Annotated in this window: 12 protein-coding genes; 7 read left to right on the top strand and 5 right to left on the bottom strand. The window is 71.6% G+C overall.

Annotated elements, in window-relative coordinates:
* Positions 1-138 precede the first annotated feature (138 nt).
* Both AB0958_RS32495 and AB0958_RS32490 read left to right on the top strand, forming a co-directional pair.
* Entirely contained in the window at positions 139-1,749 is a 1,611-nt protein-coding gene (locus AB0958_RS32495) for an acyl-CoA synthetase (RefSeq protein ID WP_366894058.1), read from the top strand.
* Positions 1,750-2,515: 766 nt separating this feature from the next.
* Complete coding sequence (locus tag AB0958_RS32490) at positions 2,516-4,117, top strand: sulfatase (RefSeq protein ID WP_366894077.1); 1,602 nt, start codon at positions 2,516-2,518, stop codon at positions 4,115-4,117.
* 99 nt (positions 4,118-4,216) lie between these two features.
* On the opposite strand, the gene AB0958_RS32485 is transcribed toward AB0958_RS32490, so the two are convergent.
* The gene (locus tag AB0958_RS32485) at positions 4,217-5,719 is read right to left on the bottom strand and encodes an acyl-CoA synthetase (protein ID WP_366894057.1); all 1,503 of its coding nucleotides are present in this window, start codon (positions 5,717-5,719) and stop codon (positions 4,217-4,219) included.
* A 359-nt stretch (positions 5,720-6,078) separates the two neighbouring features.
* On the opposite strand from AB0958_RS32485, the gene AB0958_RS32480 reads away from it, so the two are divergent.
* The 5 genes from AB0958_RS32480 (at position 6,079) to AB0958_RS32460 (ending at position 13,217) form a co-directional block, all read left to right on the top strand.
* Positions 6,079-6,300, top strand: coding sequence for a hypothetical protein (locus AB0958_RS32480; RefSeq protein ID WP_366894056.1), 222 nt, complete (start codon positions 6,079-6,081; stop codon positions 6,298-6,300).
* Positions 6,301-6,436: 136 nt separating this feature from the next.
* On the top strand, positions 6,437-7,372 hold the full coding sequence (locus tag AB0958_RS32475) for an NAD(P)-dependent oxidoreductase (protein ID WP_366894055.1): 936 nt from the start codon (positions 6,437-6,439) through the stop codon (positions 7,370-7,372).
* Between the two features lie 306 nt (positions 7,373-7,678).
* The gene (locus AB0958_RS32470) at positions 7,679-9,106 is read left to right on the top strand and encodes a cytochrome P450 (protein WP_366894054.1); all 1,428 of its coding nucleotides are present in this window, start codon (positions 7,679-7,681) and stop codon (positions 9,104-9,106) included.
* Positions 9,084-10,100, top strand: a complete 1,017-nt coding sequence (locus AB0958_RS32465; protein WP_366894053.1) for a (-)-alpha-amorphene synthase — start codon at positions 9,084-9,086, stop codon at positions 10,098-10,100. The genes AB0958_RS32470 and AB0958_RS32465 overlap by 23 nt, the downstream gene beginning before the upstream one ends.
* A 204-nt stretch (positions 10,101-10,304) precedes the next feature.
* The gene (locus AB0958_RS32460) at positions 10,305-13,217 is read left to right on the top strand and encodes an AAA family ATPase (RefSeq protein ID WP_366894052.1); all 2,913 of its coding nucleotides are present in this window, start codon (positions 10,305-10,307) and stop codon (positions 13,215-13,217) included.
* On the opposite strand, the gene AB0958_RS32455 is transcribed toward AB0958_RS32460, so the two are convergent.
* From AB0958_RS32455 to AB0958_RS32440, 4 genes are all read right to left on the bottom strand, one after another.
* Positions 13,187-14,740, bottom strand: coding sequence for an acyl-CoA synthetase (locus tag AB0958_RS32455; RefSeq protein WP_366894050.1), 1,554 nt, complete (start codon positions 14,738-14,740; stop codon positions 13,187-13,189). The two genes, AB0958_RS32460 and AB0958_RS32455, sit on opposite strands and share 31 nt — an antisense overlap.
* Positions 14,737-15,846, bottom strand: coding sequence for a nitronate monooxygenase (locus AB0958_RS32450; protein WP_366894049.1), 1,110 nt, complete (start codon positions 15,844-15,846; stop codon positions 14,737-14,739). Before AB0958_RS32450 ends, AB0958_RS32455 begins: the two co-directional genes overlap by 4 nt.
* Before the next feature lie 94 nt (positions 15,847-15,940).
* Positions 15,941-17,512, bottom strand: coding sequence for an NAD(P)/FAD-dependent oxidoreductase (locus AB0958_RS32445; RefSeq protein ID WP_366894048.1), 1,572 nt, complete (start codon positions 17,510-17,512; stop codon positions 15,941-15,943).
* Between the two features lie 91 nt (positions 17,513-17,603).
* On the bottom strand, positions 17,604-18,665 hold a 1,062-nt coding region (locus AB0958_RS32440), incomplete at its 5' end, for a tetratricopeptide repeat protein (protein ID WP_366894047.1).

Genomic DNA, 18,665 nt, shown 5'->3' with positions numbered 1-18,665 from the left:
GGCACTTCAAGGGTTTTCTGACAGTCAGTCAGATTTCTTCGCGCGAACCCTTCCCACTTGCCGCGCCCTTTGCTCTGATGACCGGCGAACCGACAGGTGCGCCTTTCTTCGTCACGGTTGCCGGGGTCAGGAGGAGCGGTGGAGTACAACCTTGCCGATCTGTTCGAGTCGGTCGTCGACGTGGCCGCGGACCGCGAGGCACTCGTGTACATCGACCATCCGGGCACGGGCGCGGAACGCCGGCTCACCTACGCGGAGCTGGACGCCGCCGCCAACCGCATCGGCCACCATCTCGTCGACAGCGGGATCCGCCCCGGCGAGCACCTCGGGCTGCACCTCTACAACGGGGTGGAGTACCTCCAGACCGTGCTCGGCTGCCTCAAGGCACGGGTCGTACCCGTCAACGTGAACTACCGCTACGTCGAGGAGGAGTTGGTCTACCTCTACCGGGACGCCGACCTGGTGGCACTGGTCTTCGACGCGGAGTTCGAGGACCGGGTCGCGGCGGCGCTGCCCCGGGCACCGAGGCTGCGGCACCTGGTGCGGGTGGGCGAGGCCGCGTCGGGGCTCGAGGCGCTCGCGTTCACCGAGGCCGAGGCCGCGGGCGCGCCCGGCCGCGGGTTCCCGGCGCGTTCGGCGGACGACCAGTTCATCATCTACACCGGCGGCACCACCGGCATGCCCAAGGGCGTGATGTGGCGTCAGGAGGACCTGTTCTTCGCCGGACTCGGCGGTGGCGCGCCGACCGGTGAGCCGGTGCGGCGACCGGAGGAACTGGCCGAGCGGGTCGCAGCGGGCGGCACCGGGATCACCTTCTTCCCCACTCCGCCGCTGATGCACGGCACGTCCACCCTGACCTCGTTCATCGGCTTCAACTTCGGGCAACGCGTCGTGATCCACCGCAAGTTCGTGGCCGAGGAGGTGCTGAGGACGATCGAGAAGGAGAAGGTGACCAGCATGTCCCTGGTCGGCGACGCGATGCTGCGCCCGCTGATCGACGCCCTCGCCGGCCCCATGAAGGGCACGGACTGCTCCGCGCTGTTCAGCGTCTCCTCCTCGGGTGCGATCCTCTCCGAGACCGTCCGCCGTGAGTTCAGCGAACTCGTGCCGAACGCCGTGCTGTTGAACAACTTCGGGTCGTCCGAGTCCGGGTTCAACGGCACGGCGACCGACGACTCGGGGGCGGGCAGCCGCTTCCGGGTCCGCGTCAACTCCCGTACGCAGGTCGTCGATCCCGCGACCCATGAGCCGGTCGCGGTCGGTGAGATCGGCCGGGTCGCCCAGAGTGGCCATGTGCCGCTCGGCTACTACAACGATCCGCGGAAAACCGCCGAGACCTTCTTCGAGAAGGACGGCGTCCGCTGGGTGCTGCTGGGCGACATGGGGACCGTCGACGAGGACGGCGTGGTCACCGTCCTCGGCCGGGGGTCGCAGTGCATCAACACCGGGGGCGAGAAGGTGTACCCGGAGGAGGTCGAGCAGGCGCTGAAGTCGCATCCCGACGTGTACGACGTGCTGGTGGCCGGCGTGCCGGACGCGAAGTGGGGCAGTCATGTGGCGGCGGTGGTGCAGTTGCGCGCGGGGGCGCCGCGTCCGTCGCTGGAGGACATCCAGTCGCACTGCCGCACCCATCTCGCCGGATACAAGATCCCGCGCCAGCTGGTGATCACGGATTCGGTGCAGCGCTCGCCGAGCGGGAAGGCCGACTACCGGTGGGCGCGGGACGTCGCGGTCGCGGCGGACCGGTAGCGGCACCCTCGGGGCGACGGGGCGGGAGGCGGGCGTACTCTTTGCGCGCGGTTGACCCGGTTGGTTGAACGCGGGGTTACGTGCGGCCGTACGCGAGATTGGCGGTCGTGACCTGCGGGTCCGGGCCGTCGCGCCAGCACCGGGCTTCGCACGGAAGGACCTACGGGTGTCGCACCTCACGCCCCCTCGCCAGCAACTGGACACGGACGCGGACGCGCCGGTCCCGGACCGGGCGGAGGCGGCACCACCGGCGCCGACGGACGACCCCGCGCCGGGCGCCGGGCCGGACGGACTCCCCACGGGCGCCCCGGAAGGGGCCGCGCCCGAGGCGGAGGGACGCCCCGAGGCGGAGGGGGACGCAGAGACACACCCCCAGGCACGGACACGGGCCGGGACCGAGGCCGAACCACAGGCAGAGACCGAGGCCGAACCACAGGCGGAGACCGACGCCGAACCACAGACGGAGAGCGAGCCCGAAGCAGCCGACGACAGCCCCTCCTCCGCTTCCTCGGGTCCCTCGGGTCCCTCCGGTCCCTCCGGTTCCTCCGGTTCCTCCGGTCCCTCCGGTGTGCCCGCTGCGCCCGATGCGCCCGCGATCACCGACGTCGACGAGCCGGACGCCGGCCCCTCATCCGCCTCCGCCCCCGCCTCAGCCACGGCCTCGGCCTCGGCCTCGGCTGAATCCGAATCCGCCGCCGGGGGCACCGCCTCCTCCCGCCCCGGCCGGTTCCGGCGGCGTCGGCTTCCGCCGCGTGCCGCGGCCTGGGTGCGGGTGGGTACGCACGTGCTGGCCGGGGTGTTCGTGCTCGTGGCGATCCTCGTGCCCGACCGGCTCGACCGGTTCACCCTCCAGGGCTTCTTCCGCCTCCCCGTCGAGGCCCTCTTCCTCGCGATCCTCCTGCTCGTGCTGCCGGCCAGGGCCCGGCGCGTCGCGGCCGTCGCCGCCGGGTCGCTCATCGGCCTGTCGACGGTGCTGAAGTGCCTGGACATGGGCTTCTACCAGACCCTGGCCCGGCCCTTCGACCTGGTCTTCGACTGGGTCCTGCTGACCGACGCGGCGGACTGGGTGAAGGACTCGTTCGGTCACGCGGGTGAGGTGCTCGCGGTGATCGGCGCGATCGTCCTGCTCATCGCCGTGCTGGTGCTGAGTGCGCTGACGATGGTGCGGCTGTCGAACATGATGGCCCGGCACCGGGCCGTGGCGGTACGCACCACGCTGGTCCTCGGCGTCGTGTGGATCACCTGTTTCACGATGGGCGTGCAGTTCGCCGGTGTCCCCGTCGCCACCAACGGCTACAGCCAGTTCCTCGCCAACCGCGTGCAGTACGTCCGCGAAGGGCTCGGGGACGCCGACGTGTTCAGGAAGCAACTCGCCGTCGACGCCTACGCCAAGACCCCGTCCGGCCAGTTGCTGACCGGACTGCGGGGCAAGGACGTGCTGTTCACCTTCATCGAGAGCTACGGCCGGGTGGCGATCGACAACCCGGCGATGGCACCGGAGATCGACAAGACCCTCACGGAGGGGAACGCCCGGCTCAAGTCGGCCGGTTTCGCCGCGCAGAGCGGCTGGCTGAGGTCACCCGTCACGGGCGCCGGCAGCTGGCTCGCCCACTCGACGTTCCTGTCCGGCCTGTGGATCAAGAACCAGCAGCGGTACCGGACCCTGACCACCGGTGACCACGCGACCCTCACCAAGTACTTCCAGAAGACCGGCGCCTGGCGCACGGTCGGTATCGTGCCGGGCGTGCGCAAGGCGTGGCCCGAGGGCAAGTACTTCGGCCTCGACCACATCTACGACTCGACGCACCTCGGTTACCAGGGCCCGTACTTCAGTTGGACGCCGGTGCCGGACCAGTTCAGCCTGGAGGCCTTCCAGAAGCTGGAGCACGGCAAGAAGAACCGCGACCCGATCATGGCGGAGATCATCCTCGCGTCCAGCCACAACCCCTGGTCGCCCATCGCGCACATCATCGACTGGAAGGACCTCGGCAACGGCAAGATCTTCTACAAGATCAAGAAGGAGGGCACCAACCCCACGGAGGTCTGGAAAAGCGCGCAGCGTGTGCGGACCGAGTACCGCAAGGCGATCCAGTACTCCCTGGACAGCCTGACCCAGTGGATGCAGCGCTACGGCGACGACAACACCGTCCTGGTGTTCCTCGGCGACCACCAGCCGGTCCCCACGGTCACCGGCGGCACCGCCAACAAGGACGTGCCCGTCACCATCGTCGCCCGCGACCCGAAGATCCTCCAGCGTGTCTCCGGCTGGGGCTGGACGGACGGGCTGAAGCCCGCGGACAACGCCCCGGAATGGGCGATGGACCAGTTCCGCAACCGCTTCCTGAAGGCGTTCGGCCCGCAGTCCTGAGCCCGTCGGGGAGGTGGGCCCGGTGCGCGGTGTCACGCCGTCGAGCGAGGCACGGATCTCCTCCGGGGAGACACCGCGGCAGCGGGCCCACCCGGGGCCTCAGGCGTCGGGCCCGAACCGCTCCCGCAGTTCGCGTTTCAGGATCTTCCCGCTCGCGTTGCGGGGCAGCGAGGCCACGAACAGGACCCGCTTCGGTGCCTTGAAGGCCGGCAGCCTCTCCTTCACGTGGGCGATCAGAGCGGCCTCGTCGACCTCGCCGCGCGGCACGACCACCGCCGTGACCGCCTCGACCCACCGTTCGTCGGGCAGGCCGATCACGGCGGCCTCGGCGACCGCCTCATGGGAGTAGAGAGCGTCCTCCACCTGTCGTGAAGCGACCAGTACGCCTCCGGAGTTGATGACGTCCTTGACTCGGTCGACGATCGTGAAGTAGCCGTCGGGATCGCGCACCGCGAGGTCGCCCGAGTGGAACCATCCGTCCCGGAACGCCTCTTCGGTCTCCTCGGGCTTCTCCCAGTAGCCGTCGCACAACTGGGGTGAACGGTAGACGATTTCACCGGGTGTGCCGTCGGGGACGTCCTGGCCGTCCTCGTCGACGACCCGTGCCTCCACGAACAGCACGGTCCGGCCGCAGGAGTCCAGCCGTCCCTTGTGCTCCTCGGGGGCGAGCACGGTGGCCAGCGGTCCGATCTCGCTCTGTCCGAAGCAGTTGAACAGGGCGAGTTCCGGAAGCCGTTCCCGCAGCCGTTCGAGCACGGGCACCGGCATGATCGACGCCCCGTAGTAGGCCTTGCGCAGCCCGCTCAGGTCGCGGGTGGCGAAGTCGGGCCGGTTGGACAGCCCGATCCACACGGTGGGCGGCGCGAACAGGCTGTCCACTCGTCCGGCTTCGACCAGGCCGAACAGCGTGTCGCCGTCCGGGGCGGACAGGATGATGTTCGTGGCGCCGACCGCCAGGTAGGGCAGCAGGAAGACGTGCAGCTGGGCGGAGTGGTAGAGCGGCAGGGCGTGCGCGGGCCGGTCCCCGGCGCTCAGGTCGAGGGCGGCGATCGCGCTCAGGTACTCGTGCACCAGCGCCCGGTGGCTCATCATCGCGCCCTTGGGCAGTGCAGTGGTCCCCGAGGTGTACAGCAACTGCACCAGGTCCTCGGCGCGCGGCTCGGGCCCGTCGTACGGTGCCGCCTCACCGAGCCGGGAGAGCAGCGAGCCCTCGGCGTCCCGGAGCGGCAACACGCTGACGTCTTGCGGGAGTCGTGCGGTCAGGTCGGGGTCGGCCAGCACCAGCGAGCTGCCCGACTGCCGGACGACGTACGCGAGGTCGTCGCCGGTCAGGTTCTGGTTCACCGGGACGTGCACCAGGCCCGCGCGGGCGCAGGCGAGGAAGGCGATCAGGTAGGCGTCGGAGTTGTGCCCGTAGGTGGCGACCCGGTCGCCGCGGCCGGGGCCCTGGCCGAGCAGCACGCTCGCCGCGCGCGAGACGGCGTCGTCGAGTTCCCCGTACGTCCAGCGGCGCTCGCCGAACTCCACCGCCACCCGTGCGGGGGTGCGTCGGGCGCTGCGTCGCAGCACCCCGTCAACCGTACTGCCCTGTCCCTGCGTCATGACCCTTGATCCTCAGTCCGCCGCCCGGGCAGGTCAAGCACCACCGAGCCGCACCCGCACAGCGGCGCTCGACCGCCTCCTTCTGTCCGGAGCTTGTTGTCCGGCATCCAACCCCAGTCCGGACAACGAAACGGCAGTACAGACAAGGGCAGCGGCGGACCGCGGTCTTCGCTACGCCGGCTCACCCATCGCCGTTCGGACGACCGGGCGACCGGACGGCAGCAGGATCGGGAACTCTGGGAAGGATCACCGGTGCAGAACCTCACCGCCATCGCGTCCGGGACGCTCACCACGGCGTTGGCAGTCGTGGCGTTGGGCGCAGGCCCGGCCGGCGCGATCAGGACAATTCCTACTCGCAGATGTGCAAGTGGAAGGACGACGCTCCCTCCTGGAACAACTGCTCATGGCTGGCGGACGGGAAGTTCGCGTACACCGTCCACGACAACGGCACCTCGGGGCGGGGAGTCACGATGTACCGGGAGTACAACTACCACAGCGCCATCGGCGACTGCGTCTCGAGAGGCGAGTTCGTCCGCCTCGCGAACAACTACAGCCCGGCTTCGTCAAAGTGGAACTGCTGACCCGTTCGACCTGTTCAGCAGACCTCAGGCGGGTGGTCTCGGAGGGTTCGGCGAGGCGGGGGACGGCGGCGCAGGGGGCGTACAAGGCCGTGTGTGATCACGTCACAGGCTCATAGGATGGCCGCGGTGTTCCCCGGTGAGCCATAGTCGACAGACACACGACTGCCATGGCGGTGATTCTTTGCCCTCGCGCATAGCCCTCGTCGGCGCCGGCCGCATGGGGACACCTCTGTGTGGGCGCTTCGTGTCGGCGGGCCACACGGTGACCGTTTCCGATCTGCGTCCCGAACGCGAGGAAGCGGTCCGGTCGTCGGGCGCGCACTGGGCGCCCTCCGGCACGACCGCCGCAGCCGGGGCGGATGTACTGGTCACCGTGGTCCCTGGACCCGATGAGGTTGCGGCAGCTCTTCCGGATGGCGTGTTCGCCGCCCTGGCTCCTGGGGCGGTGTGGATCGACATGACGAGCAACGCCCCCGCAGCCGCGCGGGAGTTGCGGGAGCGAGCCGCGGCCCACGGCGTCGAGGTCCTCGAAGCGCCCATGGGCGGCAGTCCGGACGACGCCGAACACGGGCGTCTGCGGCTGTTCGTGGGCGGTTCCGCTGAAGTCCTCGACCGGTGCAGGCCGCTGCTGGAAGCGGTGGCGCCACCGGACCGGATCCGCCACATGGGCGGCCCGGGAACCGGCTACACGACGAAACTCCTCATCAACCTGCTCTGGTTCGGGCAGGCCACGGCGACCGCCGAGGCCCTGTTGCTCGGACGCCGAGCGGGCATCGACCTCGCCGCCCTGCACGACACGCTGGCCGACAGCGCGGCGGCCAGCGACTTCATCCGCCGCGACCTGCCGGCCCTGTTCGCCGGGGACTACCTTCGCTCCTACGGGCTCGACCGCATCCACGACCAGCTCAAGGTCATCACCGGCGAGGCGAGAGACCTCGGCACCCCACACGAGATGGCCGACACAGTGTTGCGCATCCACCGGCTGGCCCTGGAGCGTTTCGGACCCGTGGATGGCGAACTCCTTGCCGTGGCCCTGTTGGAGGAGGCCGCCGGTACCCTGCTGCGCCCCTGACCGTTCGGGCCGGGGCGGCAGCAGTGGTTCGATCCGCGCCCACAGGTCGTCGTCCCGGTCCAGCCACATCCAGGCGTTGCCCGTGGGGCGGGACCACACGTGAGGTGCCCATGGAATTGCAGGGAGCCGTGCGGTGCGTCAACGGTGTGCGGCACAGGCGATTCTGCTTCCGCGTGCTTCCGTGCGCCCCTTTGAAGAAAGGACTCGGGAAACCCTGATACGGCTCAATTGGGCAGGACTCGTCTCGGACGTCACGTCCGAGCCAGAGGCGCTCATTTGCCATGCCGAGCCGCGCAGGAGGTCTCCATGAACCGCGCCGTGCCTGCACAAAAACGAATATGGACGACAGGTACTGCACCCGGCATATTCCCTCTCTTCGGCCACGGTATCGCCTTCTACCGACGGCCGCTGGCGTTTCTGAATTCTTTGCCCGCCTACGGGGATCTGGTCGAGATACGGCTGGGTCCCCAGCGCGCCTGGATGGTGTGCAGTCCCGAGCTGACCCACGAGGTGCTCATGGATCCGCACACCTTCGACAAGGGGGGCCCGTTGTACGACAGGCTCGGCAAGCTGATGGGCGACGGACTCGTCACCTGCCGCCAGCCGACGCACCGGGAGAAGCGCAGACTGCTGCAACCCGGCTTCCGCCCCTCGCACGTGACCGCGTACACCGACCTGATCACCGCGGAGGCCGAGGCGGTGTCCCGCGCCTGGCCCACCGGGCAGCCGGTCGCCGTGACCGAGGCGATGATGTCCCTGACGACCCGCGTGATCAGCCGGGTCCTGCTCTCCGACTCCCTGGACGACACGACCGCCGCCGAGGTCCGGGACTGTCTGACGGACGTCGTGCGCGGCCTGTTCGTCCGCACCGTCGTCCCCGTCGACGCCTTGTTCCGCCTCCCGACACCCGGCAACCGCCGCTACCGGCGCGCGCTCTCCCGTCTGCACGCCGTCATCGACACGGTCATCGCCCGGCGGCGGCGGGGCGCCGTCCGCGACGACGTGCTGGGCACGCTGCTGGCGGCGGCACGCGGGGACGGCGGGACACCTGCCCTCACCGACCAGGAGGTCCACGACCACCTGATCACCCTGCTGCTCACGGGCGCCGAGACCCTGGCCCTCACCCTGGCCAGCGCCTTCGGTCTGCTGGCCGGCCACCCGGAGGCGGAGCGGCGCCTGCACGCCGAGCTCGACGCCGTCCTCCCCGGCGGCCGCCGTCCCCGTGCCGAGGACCTGCCGCACCTCGTCCACACCCGGTGCGTCGTCTCCGAGACGCTGCGCCACTCGTCGCCCGGCTGGCTCTTCACCCGGGTCACCACCGAGGAGACGGAACTCGCGGGGTGCCGGCTGCCGGCGGGAGCCACCGTGCTGTACAGCCCCCACCTCCTCCACCACGATCCGTCGTCGTTCCCCGAGCCGGAGCGCTTCGACCCCGACCGCTGGCTGCCGGGGCGGCCCACCGCGGCCCAGCGCCGCGCGATGATGCCGTTCGCGGCGGGCAGCCGCAAGTGCCTCGGTGACGAGTTCGCCATGGTCGAGGCCACCCTGGCGCTCGCCACCGTCGCCGGGCGGTGGCGGCTGCGGCACCTGCCGGGGCACGTCGAGCGGCGGCCGCGCCCCGGGATCACCATGGGGCCGCGCTCCCTGGTCATGACCTGCGAGCCCCGCACAGCGGCCGCCCACGGCGCGCCGGAATCCCGAACGGCAGGTGATGACGTTGTCGACCACGCATGAGGAAATCCCGCTCGCCGCCGCGGAGGAGAGGGGACCGGTCCCGAACCTCAGGGATCTGATCGACGCCCACCTCCACATGCCGTTCCCGCTCCGCCGCAATCCGCACGAGGCCGAGGCCGCGGGCGGGGTGGAGGCGTGGCTGGGCGAGTGGGGGCTGACCGACGAGCCGGAGGTGGCGGAGATGATCCACCGCACCCGGCCGGCCGCGCTGGCGGCCTGCACGAGCCCTGCCGTGGACGCGGGTCTCCTCCAGATCGTGGCCAACCAGATCGCGTACCAGTTCGTGTTCGACGACCACGCGGAGGCGGTGGGCCGACGCTCCCCGGGCCGCCTGCTGCCCGTGCTGTGCGAGAGCACCGAGATCCTGCGGGACGGCCGGGCGCCCAGCACGCCCCTGGGAGCGGCGCTCACGGATCTCCACCGGCAGGTCCGGGAGCGGTGCACACCCGCGCAGGCCGCGCGCTGGGCCTGGCAGAGCCGCGAGTACGTGCACGGCCTGCTGTACGAAGCCGTGGCGCAGGCCCACCCCTTCCTGCTCGGGACCGAGAACTGCGCCTCGATACGGTCCCTGACCGCCGGGGTCGAGCCCTTCTACCCGCTGTACGAAGCCGCCCAGTCACGCGAGCTGCCCGTCGCCGAACTCCACCATCCCGTCGTACGGCGGCTCAGCCGGCTCTCGGCCGACGTGGCGGTATGGACGGCCGACCTGTTCTCGGCGGTGAAGGAACAGCGCGCGGGCGAAATGATCAACGTGGCCCTGGCCCACCAGCGTCGGCACCGGTGCTCTCTCCAGGACGCGGTCCTGTTGGCCGTCCGGGAGATCAACGGCGCGATCGAGGAGTTCCAGAAGCTCCACGCCCAGATCGAACCGAAGCTGAGTCCGGCCGGTGTCGGCTATCTGGAGGGCATGACCGGCTGGATGCGCGGGTGCTACGACTGGTCCCGCGCCGTACCGCGCTACGCGGATGTGACGTCGGTGCCGGCCGCACCCTAGGCGGCACCGGGAAAACGCCGTTCCCGCCCCTTACCCCTAGGGGCGGGCATTATCCCACTGTCATGTCATGATTCACCCTATGGTGCGTAATCCGTCCTGCCATGTGCCGGTGAGGCGTACGCTCGGCTCCTCCGGGCCGAACGACAGAAAGCGGTACGGCACATGGCGATGGAGCCGCGGCAACCGATCACCGGACGGAGCACGTTGATCGAACGCCGTGAGGAACTTCGGGCTCTCGGCGCCGCATTCCAGGAATTGCGCCGCGCGGCGGACGGTGTGCCCCGAGCGCGGCGCAGGGGGCTGCTCGCATTCAGCGGGGCGGCCGGGCTGGGCAAGACCGCACTCATCACGGAGGCACGGGACCGGGCCGCGGCCAACGGATTCACCGTGTTGTCGGGCAGGGGCGGGGAGAACGAACAGGGATCGGCGTTCCGTGTGGTGCGCCAGTTGATGCAGCCGCCACTGGCCACCATGGACGGGGCGGAACTCCGTGCCTTCCTGGGAAGTTGGTACGACGTCATGGCCGCCGTGCTCGGCCTGGAGGCGCAGGGGGCGGCCCCCGCGCCCGACCCGACCGGGGTCCGCGAGGGCCTCGACTGGGTCATGACGCGACTCGCGGTGCGGAAGGCGCCCGTCGTCCTGCTCGTGGACGACCTGCACTGGGCGGACGCCGAATCCCTGAGCTGGCTGACTTCCTTCGCGTCCCGGATCGACGACCTCCCCTTGCTGGTCGTCACCGCCTACCGGCCCGACGAGGGGCGGTCCGACGGGTGCGCGCCGCGCACCCTCGTCGCGGACCACGGAGACCGGCCCCACGACCTGGCGCTGCTCACCGCCGACGGCGTGGCACAGGTCGTCAGGAACGAACTGGGACCGGCGGCCGAGGACGTCTTCTGCAAGGAGTGCTGGTCGGCAACCGGCGGGAGCCCATTCGAGGCGGTGGAGCTCGCCATCGGGCTCGCCCAGCGGAAGATCCGCGGCACCCAGGACGATCTGCCCGCGATGCGCGAGCTCGCCGCGGCCATCAAGGGGCCGGGACTGATCGACCGTCTGAAGCGGCTCGACACGGCCACCGTCCGTTTCGCGGACGTCGCGGCCGTACTGGGTTCGCCCTTCAAGCCACAGCTCGCCGCGGCCATCGCGGTACTCGGGGACGACGCCGCGGCCGAGGCGACCCGGCAGCTGCGCGCGGCCAGAATCCTCGCCGACGGCCACGGCTTCGACGGAGAGCTGGAGTTCGTTCATCCGCTGATCGCCACGACGATCTACCGGTCCATCCGCCCCGGCTTCCGGGCCGGTCTGCACAACGCCGCCGCCGAGGCCCTGCTGACCGCGGGGTACGGCCCCACAGCCGCGGCGCGGCATCTGATGGAGGTGCCCTGTGAGGGCAGCCCCGAGACGGTCGCATGTCTGCGCGAGGCCGCTCGCGACTACCTTCGCGCCGGGGCCACCGATGCGGCCCGGCGGCTGCTCACGCGCGCCCTGCAGGAACCGCCCCTGCCCGAGGACCGTGCCGCGGTCCTGCACGAACTCGCGTGCGCCACGTTCCTGATCGAGCCGACGGCCACGGTGCGGTACCTCCGCGAGGCGCTGGCGGAACCGGACATCGACCCCGACCTGCACGCCTCTATCGTCTACCGGCTGACGACGGCGCTGGCCCACACCGATCAGATGGCCGAGGCAGTGGCCGTGGCCGCCGAGGAGGCGCGCCAGGCCACGCATCCGCGCGTCAAACTGCGCATGCAGGCGGACCATTTCGTGTGGAGCACCATGCACGCCGGCGATCCCCACTCACCCGCCCGCTCCCGGACACTGACACGTCTCGCCGAACAGTTGCCGGGCCGGAGCCTGGAGGAACGCTACATCCTGGGGTTGCGGGCCTGGGACGCCGTCCTGCGCGGAGAACCGCGCAGCATCGCGCTCACGTACGCCGAGAAGTCCCTGCACGGCGGAATGAGCTGGACCGACGAGAACCGGGGCTTCGAGGTCCCCCTCTCGGTCGCTCTGGTGTTCATGTACGGCGACCAGCCACGGCGGGCCGAGGAGCTGTTCGAGGACGGGATCGCCGAGTGCACGGCCAAGGGCTGGCACGGCTCCCACCTCGCGTTCGGGCAGACCATCGCCGGCTACGTCCGCTACCACCGCGGCTGCCTGACCGAAGCCGAGGACCTGGTCCGGGCGGGCCTGGGCATCGCCGACAAGGTGGAAGGTGTCGTGGCCGCCCGGTGGTACGGCGTCAGCGTCCTGATCCAGACCCTCCTCGCCCGCGGTCGCCTCGCCGAAGCGCGGGCGCTCGCCGATGAGCACCGGTTCGGGGCGAGTGCTCCCAACGCCGTGATCTACCCCGACCCCCGCACCGTGTACGCCGAACTGCTCCTCGCGGAAGGACGGTACGCCGAGGCGGCGCGGCTGCTGGCCTCGGTCGGGGCGTGGCTGGACGGCCGGGGCTGGCGCAATCCGGCGTGGTGCCCCTGGCAGTTGCGGCTCGCGTCCGCGCTCGCCCCGATCTCCCCGGACGAGGCGATCGGTCATGCCCGGGAGGCCGTACGGCGGGCCCGGGAGTTCGGTGCCGCCTCCGCCGTCGGGCAGGCCCTGCACACCCTCGCCGAGGTGACCGGCGGCCCGGCGGCCCTGGAGTTGTACGCGGCGGCCGTCGACCACCTGGAACAGTCACCGGCCGCCTACGAACTGGCCCGTGCCCAGATCGGCCACGGCGCCGCGCTGTCGCGCACCGGACGGCTCCAGGAGGCCGCCGACCGGCTCTACCAGGGTCTGGAGGGAGCCGTGCACTGCGGCGCGGAGACACTCGCCGGCCGGGCCCGGGAGGAACTCTCGGCCGCCGGAATGCGCCCGTTGCCCCTGCGCTACGGCAAGGCGGACACCCTGGACACCCAGGAGCTGCATGCCGCCGAACTGACCGTCCAGGGGCAACCGGCCGCCGTGGTCGCCGAGGAACTGCACCTCACCGAGCAGGGCGTACGGCAGTTGTTGTCCCGCATCTACCGCAAGATCGGTACCGACGCGGCCGGTCTCGGGAAGTTCCTGGAGGGTCAGTCCCGCCCGCGCCCCTGCGACGCCGGGTGCGGTCACACCGGCCGGGTCCGCCCCTCCCAGTAGGGATCCCGCAGCCGCCGCTTGTACAGCTTTCCGTTGGGGTCGCGGGGCATCTCGGCGATGAAGTCCACGGTCTTCGGGCACTTGTAGCCGGCGAGCCGCTCGGCGCAGTGGGCGAGGAGACCGGCCGCGAGGGCGGGACCCGGCTCGTGTCCGGGCGCGGGTTCGACGACGGCCTTGACCTCCTCCCCCCAGTCGTCGTGCGGGATGCCGAAGGCGGCGGCGTCGGCGACGGCGGGGTGGGAGAGGAGCGCGGACTCGATTTCGGCGGGATAGATGTTGACCCCACCGGAGATGATCATGTCGATCTTGCGGTCGCGGAGGAAGAGGTAGCCGTCCTCGTCGAGGTAGCCCAGGTCGCCGACGGTGAAGAAGTCGCCGATGCGGTTCTTCCTCGTCTTGACGTCGTCCTTGTGGTACGCGAAGCCGCCGGTGTTCATCTTCATGTAGACGGTGCCGAGTTCGCCGGGCGGCAGCCGGTTGCCGTCGTCGTCGAAGACGGCGAGTTCGCTGATCGGCCAGGCCTTGCCGACGGTGCCGGGCTTCTTCAGCCAGTCCTCCGCGGTGGCGAAGGCGCCGCCGCCCTCGCTGGCCGCGTAGTACTCCTCCACGCTGGGGCCCCACCAGTCGAGCATGGCCCGTTTGACGTGGTCGGGGCAGGGGGCGGCGCCGTGGATGGCGTGCCGCATGGCGGAGACGTCGTAGCGGGCGCGCACGTCCTCGGGGAGGGCGAGCAGGCGGTGGAACTGGGTCGGGACCATGTGGGTGTGCGTGCACCTGTGGGCGTCGATCAGGCGGAGCATCTCCTCGGGCGTCCACTTGTCCATCATCACCAGGCGGTGCCCGATGTGGAGCGAGGCGCCCGCGAACTGCAGCACGGCCGTGTGGTAGAGCGGCGAGCAGACCAGGTGGACGTTGTCGTCGAAGGGCCGGATGCCGAAGATGCCGAGGAAGCCACCGAGGTAGGCCTCCTCGGGGAGCTTGCCGGGCAGCGGGCGGCGGATGCCGCGGGGGCGTCCCGTCGTACCCGAGGTGTAGTTCATGACCCAGCCGAGCTCACGGTCGGCGGGCGCCGACCCGGGCTGTCCGGCGAGGAGTTCGGCGTACGGGCGGAAGCCCTCGACCTGGCCGACGGCGTACCGGTGGGTGGCGGGCAGGCCGGCCTCGTCGGCGGCCTGCCGTGCGGGGCCGGCGAAGCGTTCGTGGGCCAGCAGGACCTTGGCGCCGGAGTCGGCGACGATCCAGGCGATCTCCGGGCCGACGAAGTGGTGGTTGACGGGGACGAGGTAGAGGCCCGCCTGGGTGGCGGCCAGGTACGCGGTGAGGAACTCGGGCCCGTTGGGCAGGACGACGGCGAAGGCGTCGCCGCGGCGCAGGCCCGCGGCGCGCAGTCCGTGGACGAGGCGGTTGGTGGCCGCGTGCAGGCGGCCGGCGGTCCATTCCTCGCCGTCGGGTGCGACGAGCACCGTGCGGTCGGGGTCGTGGGCGGCCTGGGCCCAGAATCCGGCGGGGGGCGTGCTGGTCACTTGCCGCTCCTTCCGGCGATGCGGTTGATGCGGTCGACGGCCTGCTCGAAGCCCCGGGTGAGGTCGTCGAAGACGGCCTGGACGCTGCGTTCGCTGTGCATCCGGCCGACGATCTGGCCGACGGGGGTGCCGAGCAGGGGCTCGACCTCGTGCTTCTGGATGCGGGTGAGGGCCTCGGCGACGAGCAGGCCCTGGAGAGGCATGGGGAGGGTGCCGGGGCCGGCCGGGTCGTCCCAGGTGTCGGTCCACTCGGTCCGCAGCTGACGGGCGGGCTTCCCGGTGAGGGCGCGGGAGCGCACGGTGTCGCCGGAGCCGGCGGCGAGCAGTTTGCGGGTCACGGCGGGCGAGGAGAGGTCGGCCTCGGTGGCGGTGAGCCACAGGGAGCCCAGCCACACCCCCTGGGCGCCGAGGGCGAGCGCGGCCGCCGCCTGCTGCCCGCTGCCGATGCCGCCGGCCGCGAGGACGGGCAGCGGGGCCACGGCTTCGACGACCTCCGGGGTGAGGACCATGGTGGCGATCTCGCCGGTGTGGCCGCCGGCCTCGTACCCCTGGGCCACGACGACGTCGATGCCGGCGTCCCTGTGTTTCACCGCGTGCCGGGCGCTGCCCGCGAGCGCGGCGACCAGCACGTCCTGGTCGTGGGCACGGGCGATGACGTCGGCGGGCGGCGAGCCGAGGGCGTTGGCGAGCAGCCGGATCGGGTAGTCGAAGGCGACGTCGAGCTGGGTGCGGGCGACCTGCTCCATCCACCCGGTGATGCGCCACCCCGACGCCTCCCCCTCGGCGAGTTCGGGCACCCCGTACTTGGCGAGGGTGTCCCTGACGAACTGCCGGTGTCCTTCGGGGATCATCGCCTCGACGTCGGCCTCGCTCACGCCCTCGACCTTCTTGGCGGGCATGACGACGTCGAGCCCGTACGGTTTCCCGTCGACGTGCGCCTCGATCCAGTCGAGGTCGCGTTTGAGGTCGTCGGGGGCGGTGTAGCGGACCGCGCCGAGCACTCCGAAACCGCCGGCCCGGCTGATGGCCGCGGCCACGGCGGGAAACGGCGTGAAGCCGAAGACGGCGTGCTCGACTCCCAGGGTCTTGCTCAGCTCCGTCTGCATGGGCGCAGGATGCCGCAGCCGGGCGGTCGACGGAAGAGGTTTTCTGATGCTCCGTCAGATTTCCTGGGGCCGCCCGTCGGCGTCCGGTGCCGGTTCAGCCCCGGTCGCGCTCCAGCAGCGCCATCGCCGCGTTGTGGCCCGGCACCCCGCTCACCCCTCCCCCGCGGACCGCCCCCGCCCCGCACAGCAGGACGTTGGGGTGACGCGTCTCGACGCCCCAGCGGCCGGAGCCTTCCTGGGCGTAGGGCCAGGAGAGGTCCCGGTGGAAGATGTTGCCGCCGGGAAGACGGAGGTCGCGTTCCAGGTCGAGGGGGGTCTTCGCCTCGATGCAGGGACGGCCGTCCGCGTCGAGGGCGAGGCAGTCGGTGAGCGGTTCGGCGAGGTGGGCGTCGAGCTGGGCGAGGGTGGACCTGAGGAGTTCGGCGCGCACGGCGTCGTGGTCGGCGGTGAAGAGCCGGGCGGGGGTGTGCAGGCCGAAGAGGGTGAGCGTCTGGTAGCCGCGCTGGACGAGGTCGCGGCCGAGGATCGAGGGGTCGGTCAGGGAGTGGCAGTAGATCTCCGAGGGCGGGGCGGCGGGGAGCCGGCCGGCCGCCGCCTCGGCGTGCGCGGCGGCGAGTTGCTGGTAGCCCTCGGCGATGTGGAAGGTGCCGGCGAACGCCTCGCGCGGGTCCACGGCGGTGTCGCGCAGCCTGGGCAGCCGCTTGAGCAGCATGTTGACCTTGAGCTGGGCGCCCTCGGCGGGCTCCGGCGCCGGGTCGCCGGTGAGGGCGGCGAGCTCCTGCGGGGACGCGTTGACCAGCACGTCGCGGGCGCCGACGACTCCCTCGCCGTCGGCGGTGCGGTAGGCGACCTCGGCGGTCCGGCCGTCGGTCTCGATCCGTACCGCCTCGTGCCCGGTGGCGAGCGCGGCGCCCGCCGAGCGCGCGGCGGCGGCCAGCGCGTCGGTGAGGGCGCCCATGCCCCCGACCGGCACGTCCCAGGCTCCCGTGCCGCCGCCGATGACGTGGTACAGGAAGCAGCGGTTCTGCCGCAGCGAGGTGTCGTGGGCGTCGGCGAAGGTACCGATCAACGCGTCGGTGAGGACGACCCCGCGCACCAGGTCGTCGGTGAAGTTCTCCTCGATCGCGACCCCGATGGGCTCCTCGAACAGCGTCCGCCAGGCCGTCTCGTCGTCGATCCGGCGGCGCAGCTCGTCCCGGGTGGGCAGCGGTTCGGTGAGGGTGGGGAAGACCCGCTCGGCGACCTGGCCCGTCATGCCGTAGAACCGACGCCAGGCCCGGTACTCCTCCTTGCCGCCGGTCAGCCGTTCGAAGGCCTCGCGGATCCGCCGCTCACCGCCGCCGACCAGCAGTCCCGTCGGCCGGCCGGCCCGCTCCACGGGTGTGTACGACGAGATGGTGCGGCCGCGGACGCGGAAGTCCAGGCCGAGGTCGCGGACGATCTTCCTGGGCAACAGGCTGACCAGGTAGGAGTAGCGCGAGAGCTTGGCGTCGACCCCTGCGAAGGGGCGGGTGGAGACGGCTGCGCCGCCGGTGTGGCCCAGTCGCTCCAGTACGAGTACGGAGCGGCCGGCCTTGGCCAGGTAGGCCGCAGCGACCAGGCCGTTGTGGCCGCCGCCGACGATGACTGTGTCGTAGGTCCGGGACGCTTCGGTGGCAGGGGGCATGGTTCTTCGTAACACGTGATGATCTAGGTGGGTAAGAGGCGTGCCGGTCCGTTCCACGGGCGGGGTCGGTTCGCGGGTGCCGGAACGTGTCTCACCGGTCCCGGCCGGAGGCCCGCCGCTGACGCAGTACCGCCACCCTCCGGTACAGCTCGACCGCCTCGGCGCCCCGGCCCAGTTGCTCCAGGCAGTGCGCCTCGTCGTTGCGGCTGGCCAGGGTGTCGGGGTGGTCGGGGCCCAGCACCCGTTCCCGGGCCACGGCCACCCGGCGGTACTCGGTCAGCGCGTCCGTCCAGCGGCCCAGCCAGCCGAGGCTCACGGCCACCTCGCGGCGGCTGACGAGGGTGTCGGGGTGGTCGGGGCCGAGGACGCGCTCGCGGATCGCGCGGACGTCGCGGGACTCGGCGAGGGCTTCTTCCCAGCGGCCCTGGCGGCCGAGGTTGACGCCGAGTCCGTGGCGGGCGCGCAGGGTCTCGGGATGGGCCGGGCCCTGGACGCGGGTGCGGTCGTCGATCAGGGCACGGTAGAGCGTGAGCGCGTCCGCGCTGCGGCCGAGGCGCCCCAGGCTGATGCCGACCTCGTAGCGGGCGGCGAGGGTGTCGGGGTGGTCGGGGCCCAGCACCCGGGCGCGGGCCGCGGCCACGTCCTGGGCCATCCGGTACGAGTCCTCCAGCCGGCCCAGTCTGCTGAGGTTGAAGGCGAGGTTGTGGCGGCAGCGCAGGGTGTCGGGATGGTCCGGGCCCATCAGCCGCTGCCGGGCCGCGAGGACCGCCGCGTACACCTGGTGGGCTTCGAAGTGGCGGCCCAACTGGCCGAGCACGTAGGCCGTCTCCTGCCGGGTGGCGAGGGTGTCGGGATGGTCGGGGCCGAGCACGTGCTCCCGTGCCCGGGCGACCTCGGTGTACTCGCGCAGGGCGTCGGCGGCGCGGCCGGTGCGGCTGAGGGTGAAGGCGGTCTCGTAGCGGCTGGCGAGGGTGTCGGGATGGTCGGCGCCGAGGAGGTGGGCGCGTTCGGCGGCGACCGCGCGGTGGATCCGGCCGGCCTCCGCCCAGCGTCCGAGCCGGCCGAGGCCGAGCCCGGCGTTGTGGCGGCCGACGAGGGCGGCGACGGCCCCCGGAGGCGGGACGGCGACGGCCCCCGGAGGCGGGACGGCGAC

It is taken from the genome of Streptomyces sp. NPDC006655 (assembly GCF_040703965.1).
Lineage (GTDB): Bacteria > Actinomycetota > Actinomycetes > Streptomycetales > Streptomycetaceae > Streptomyces.
This window is presented reverse-complemented; position numbering and strand designations above follow the sequence as displayed.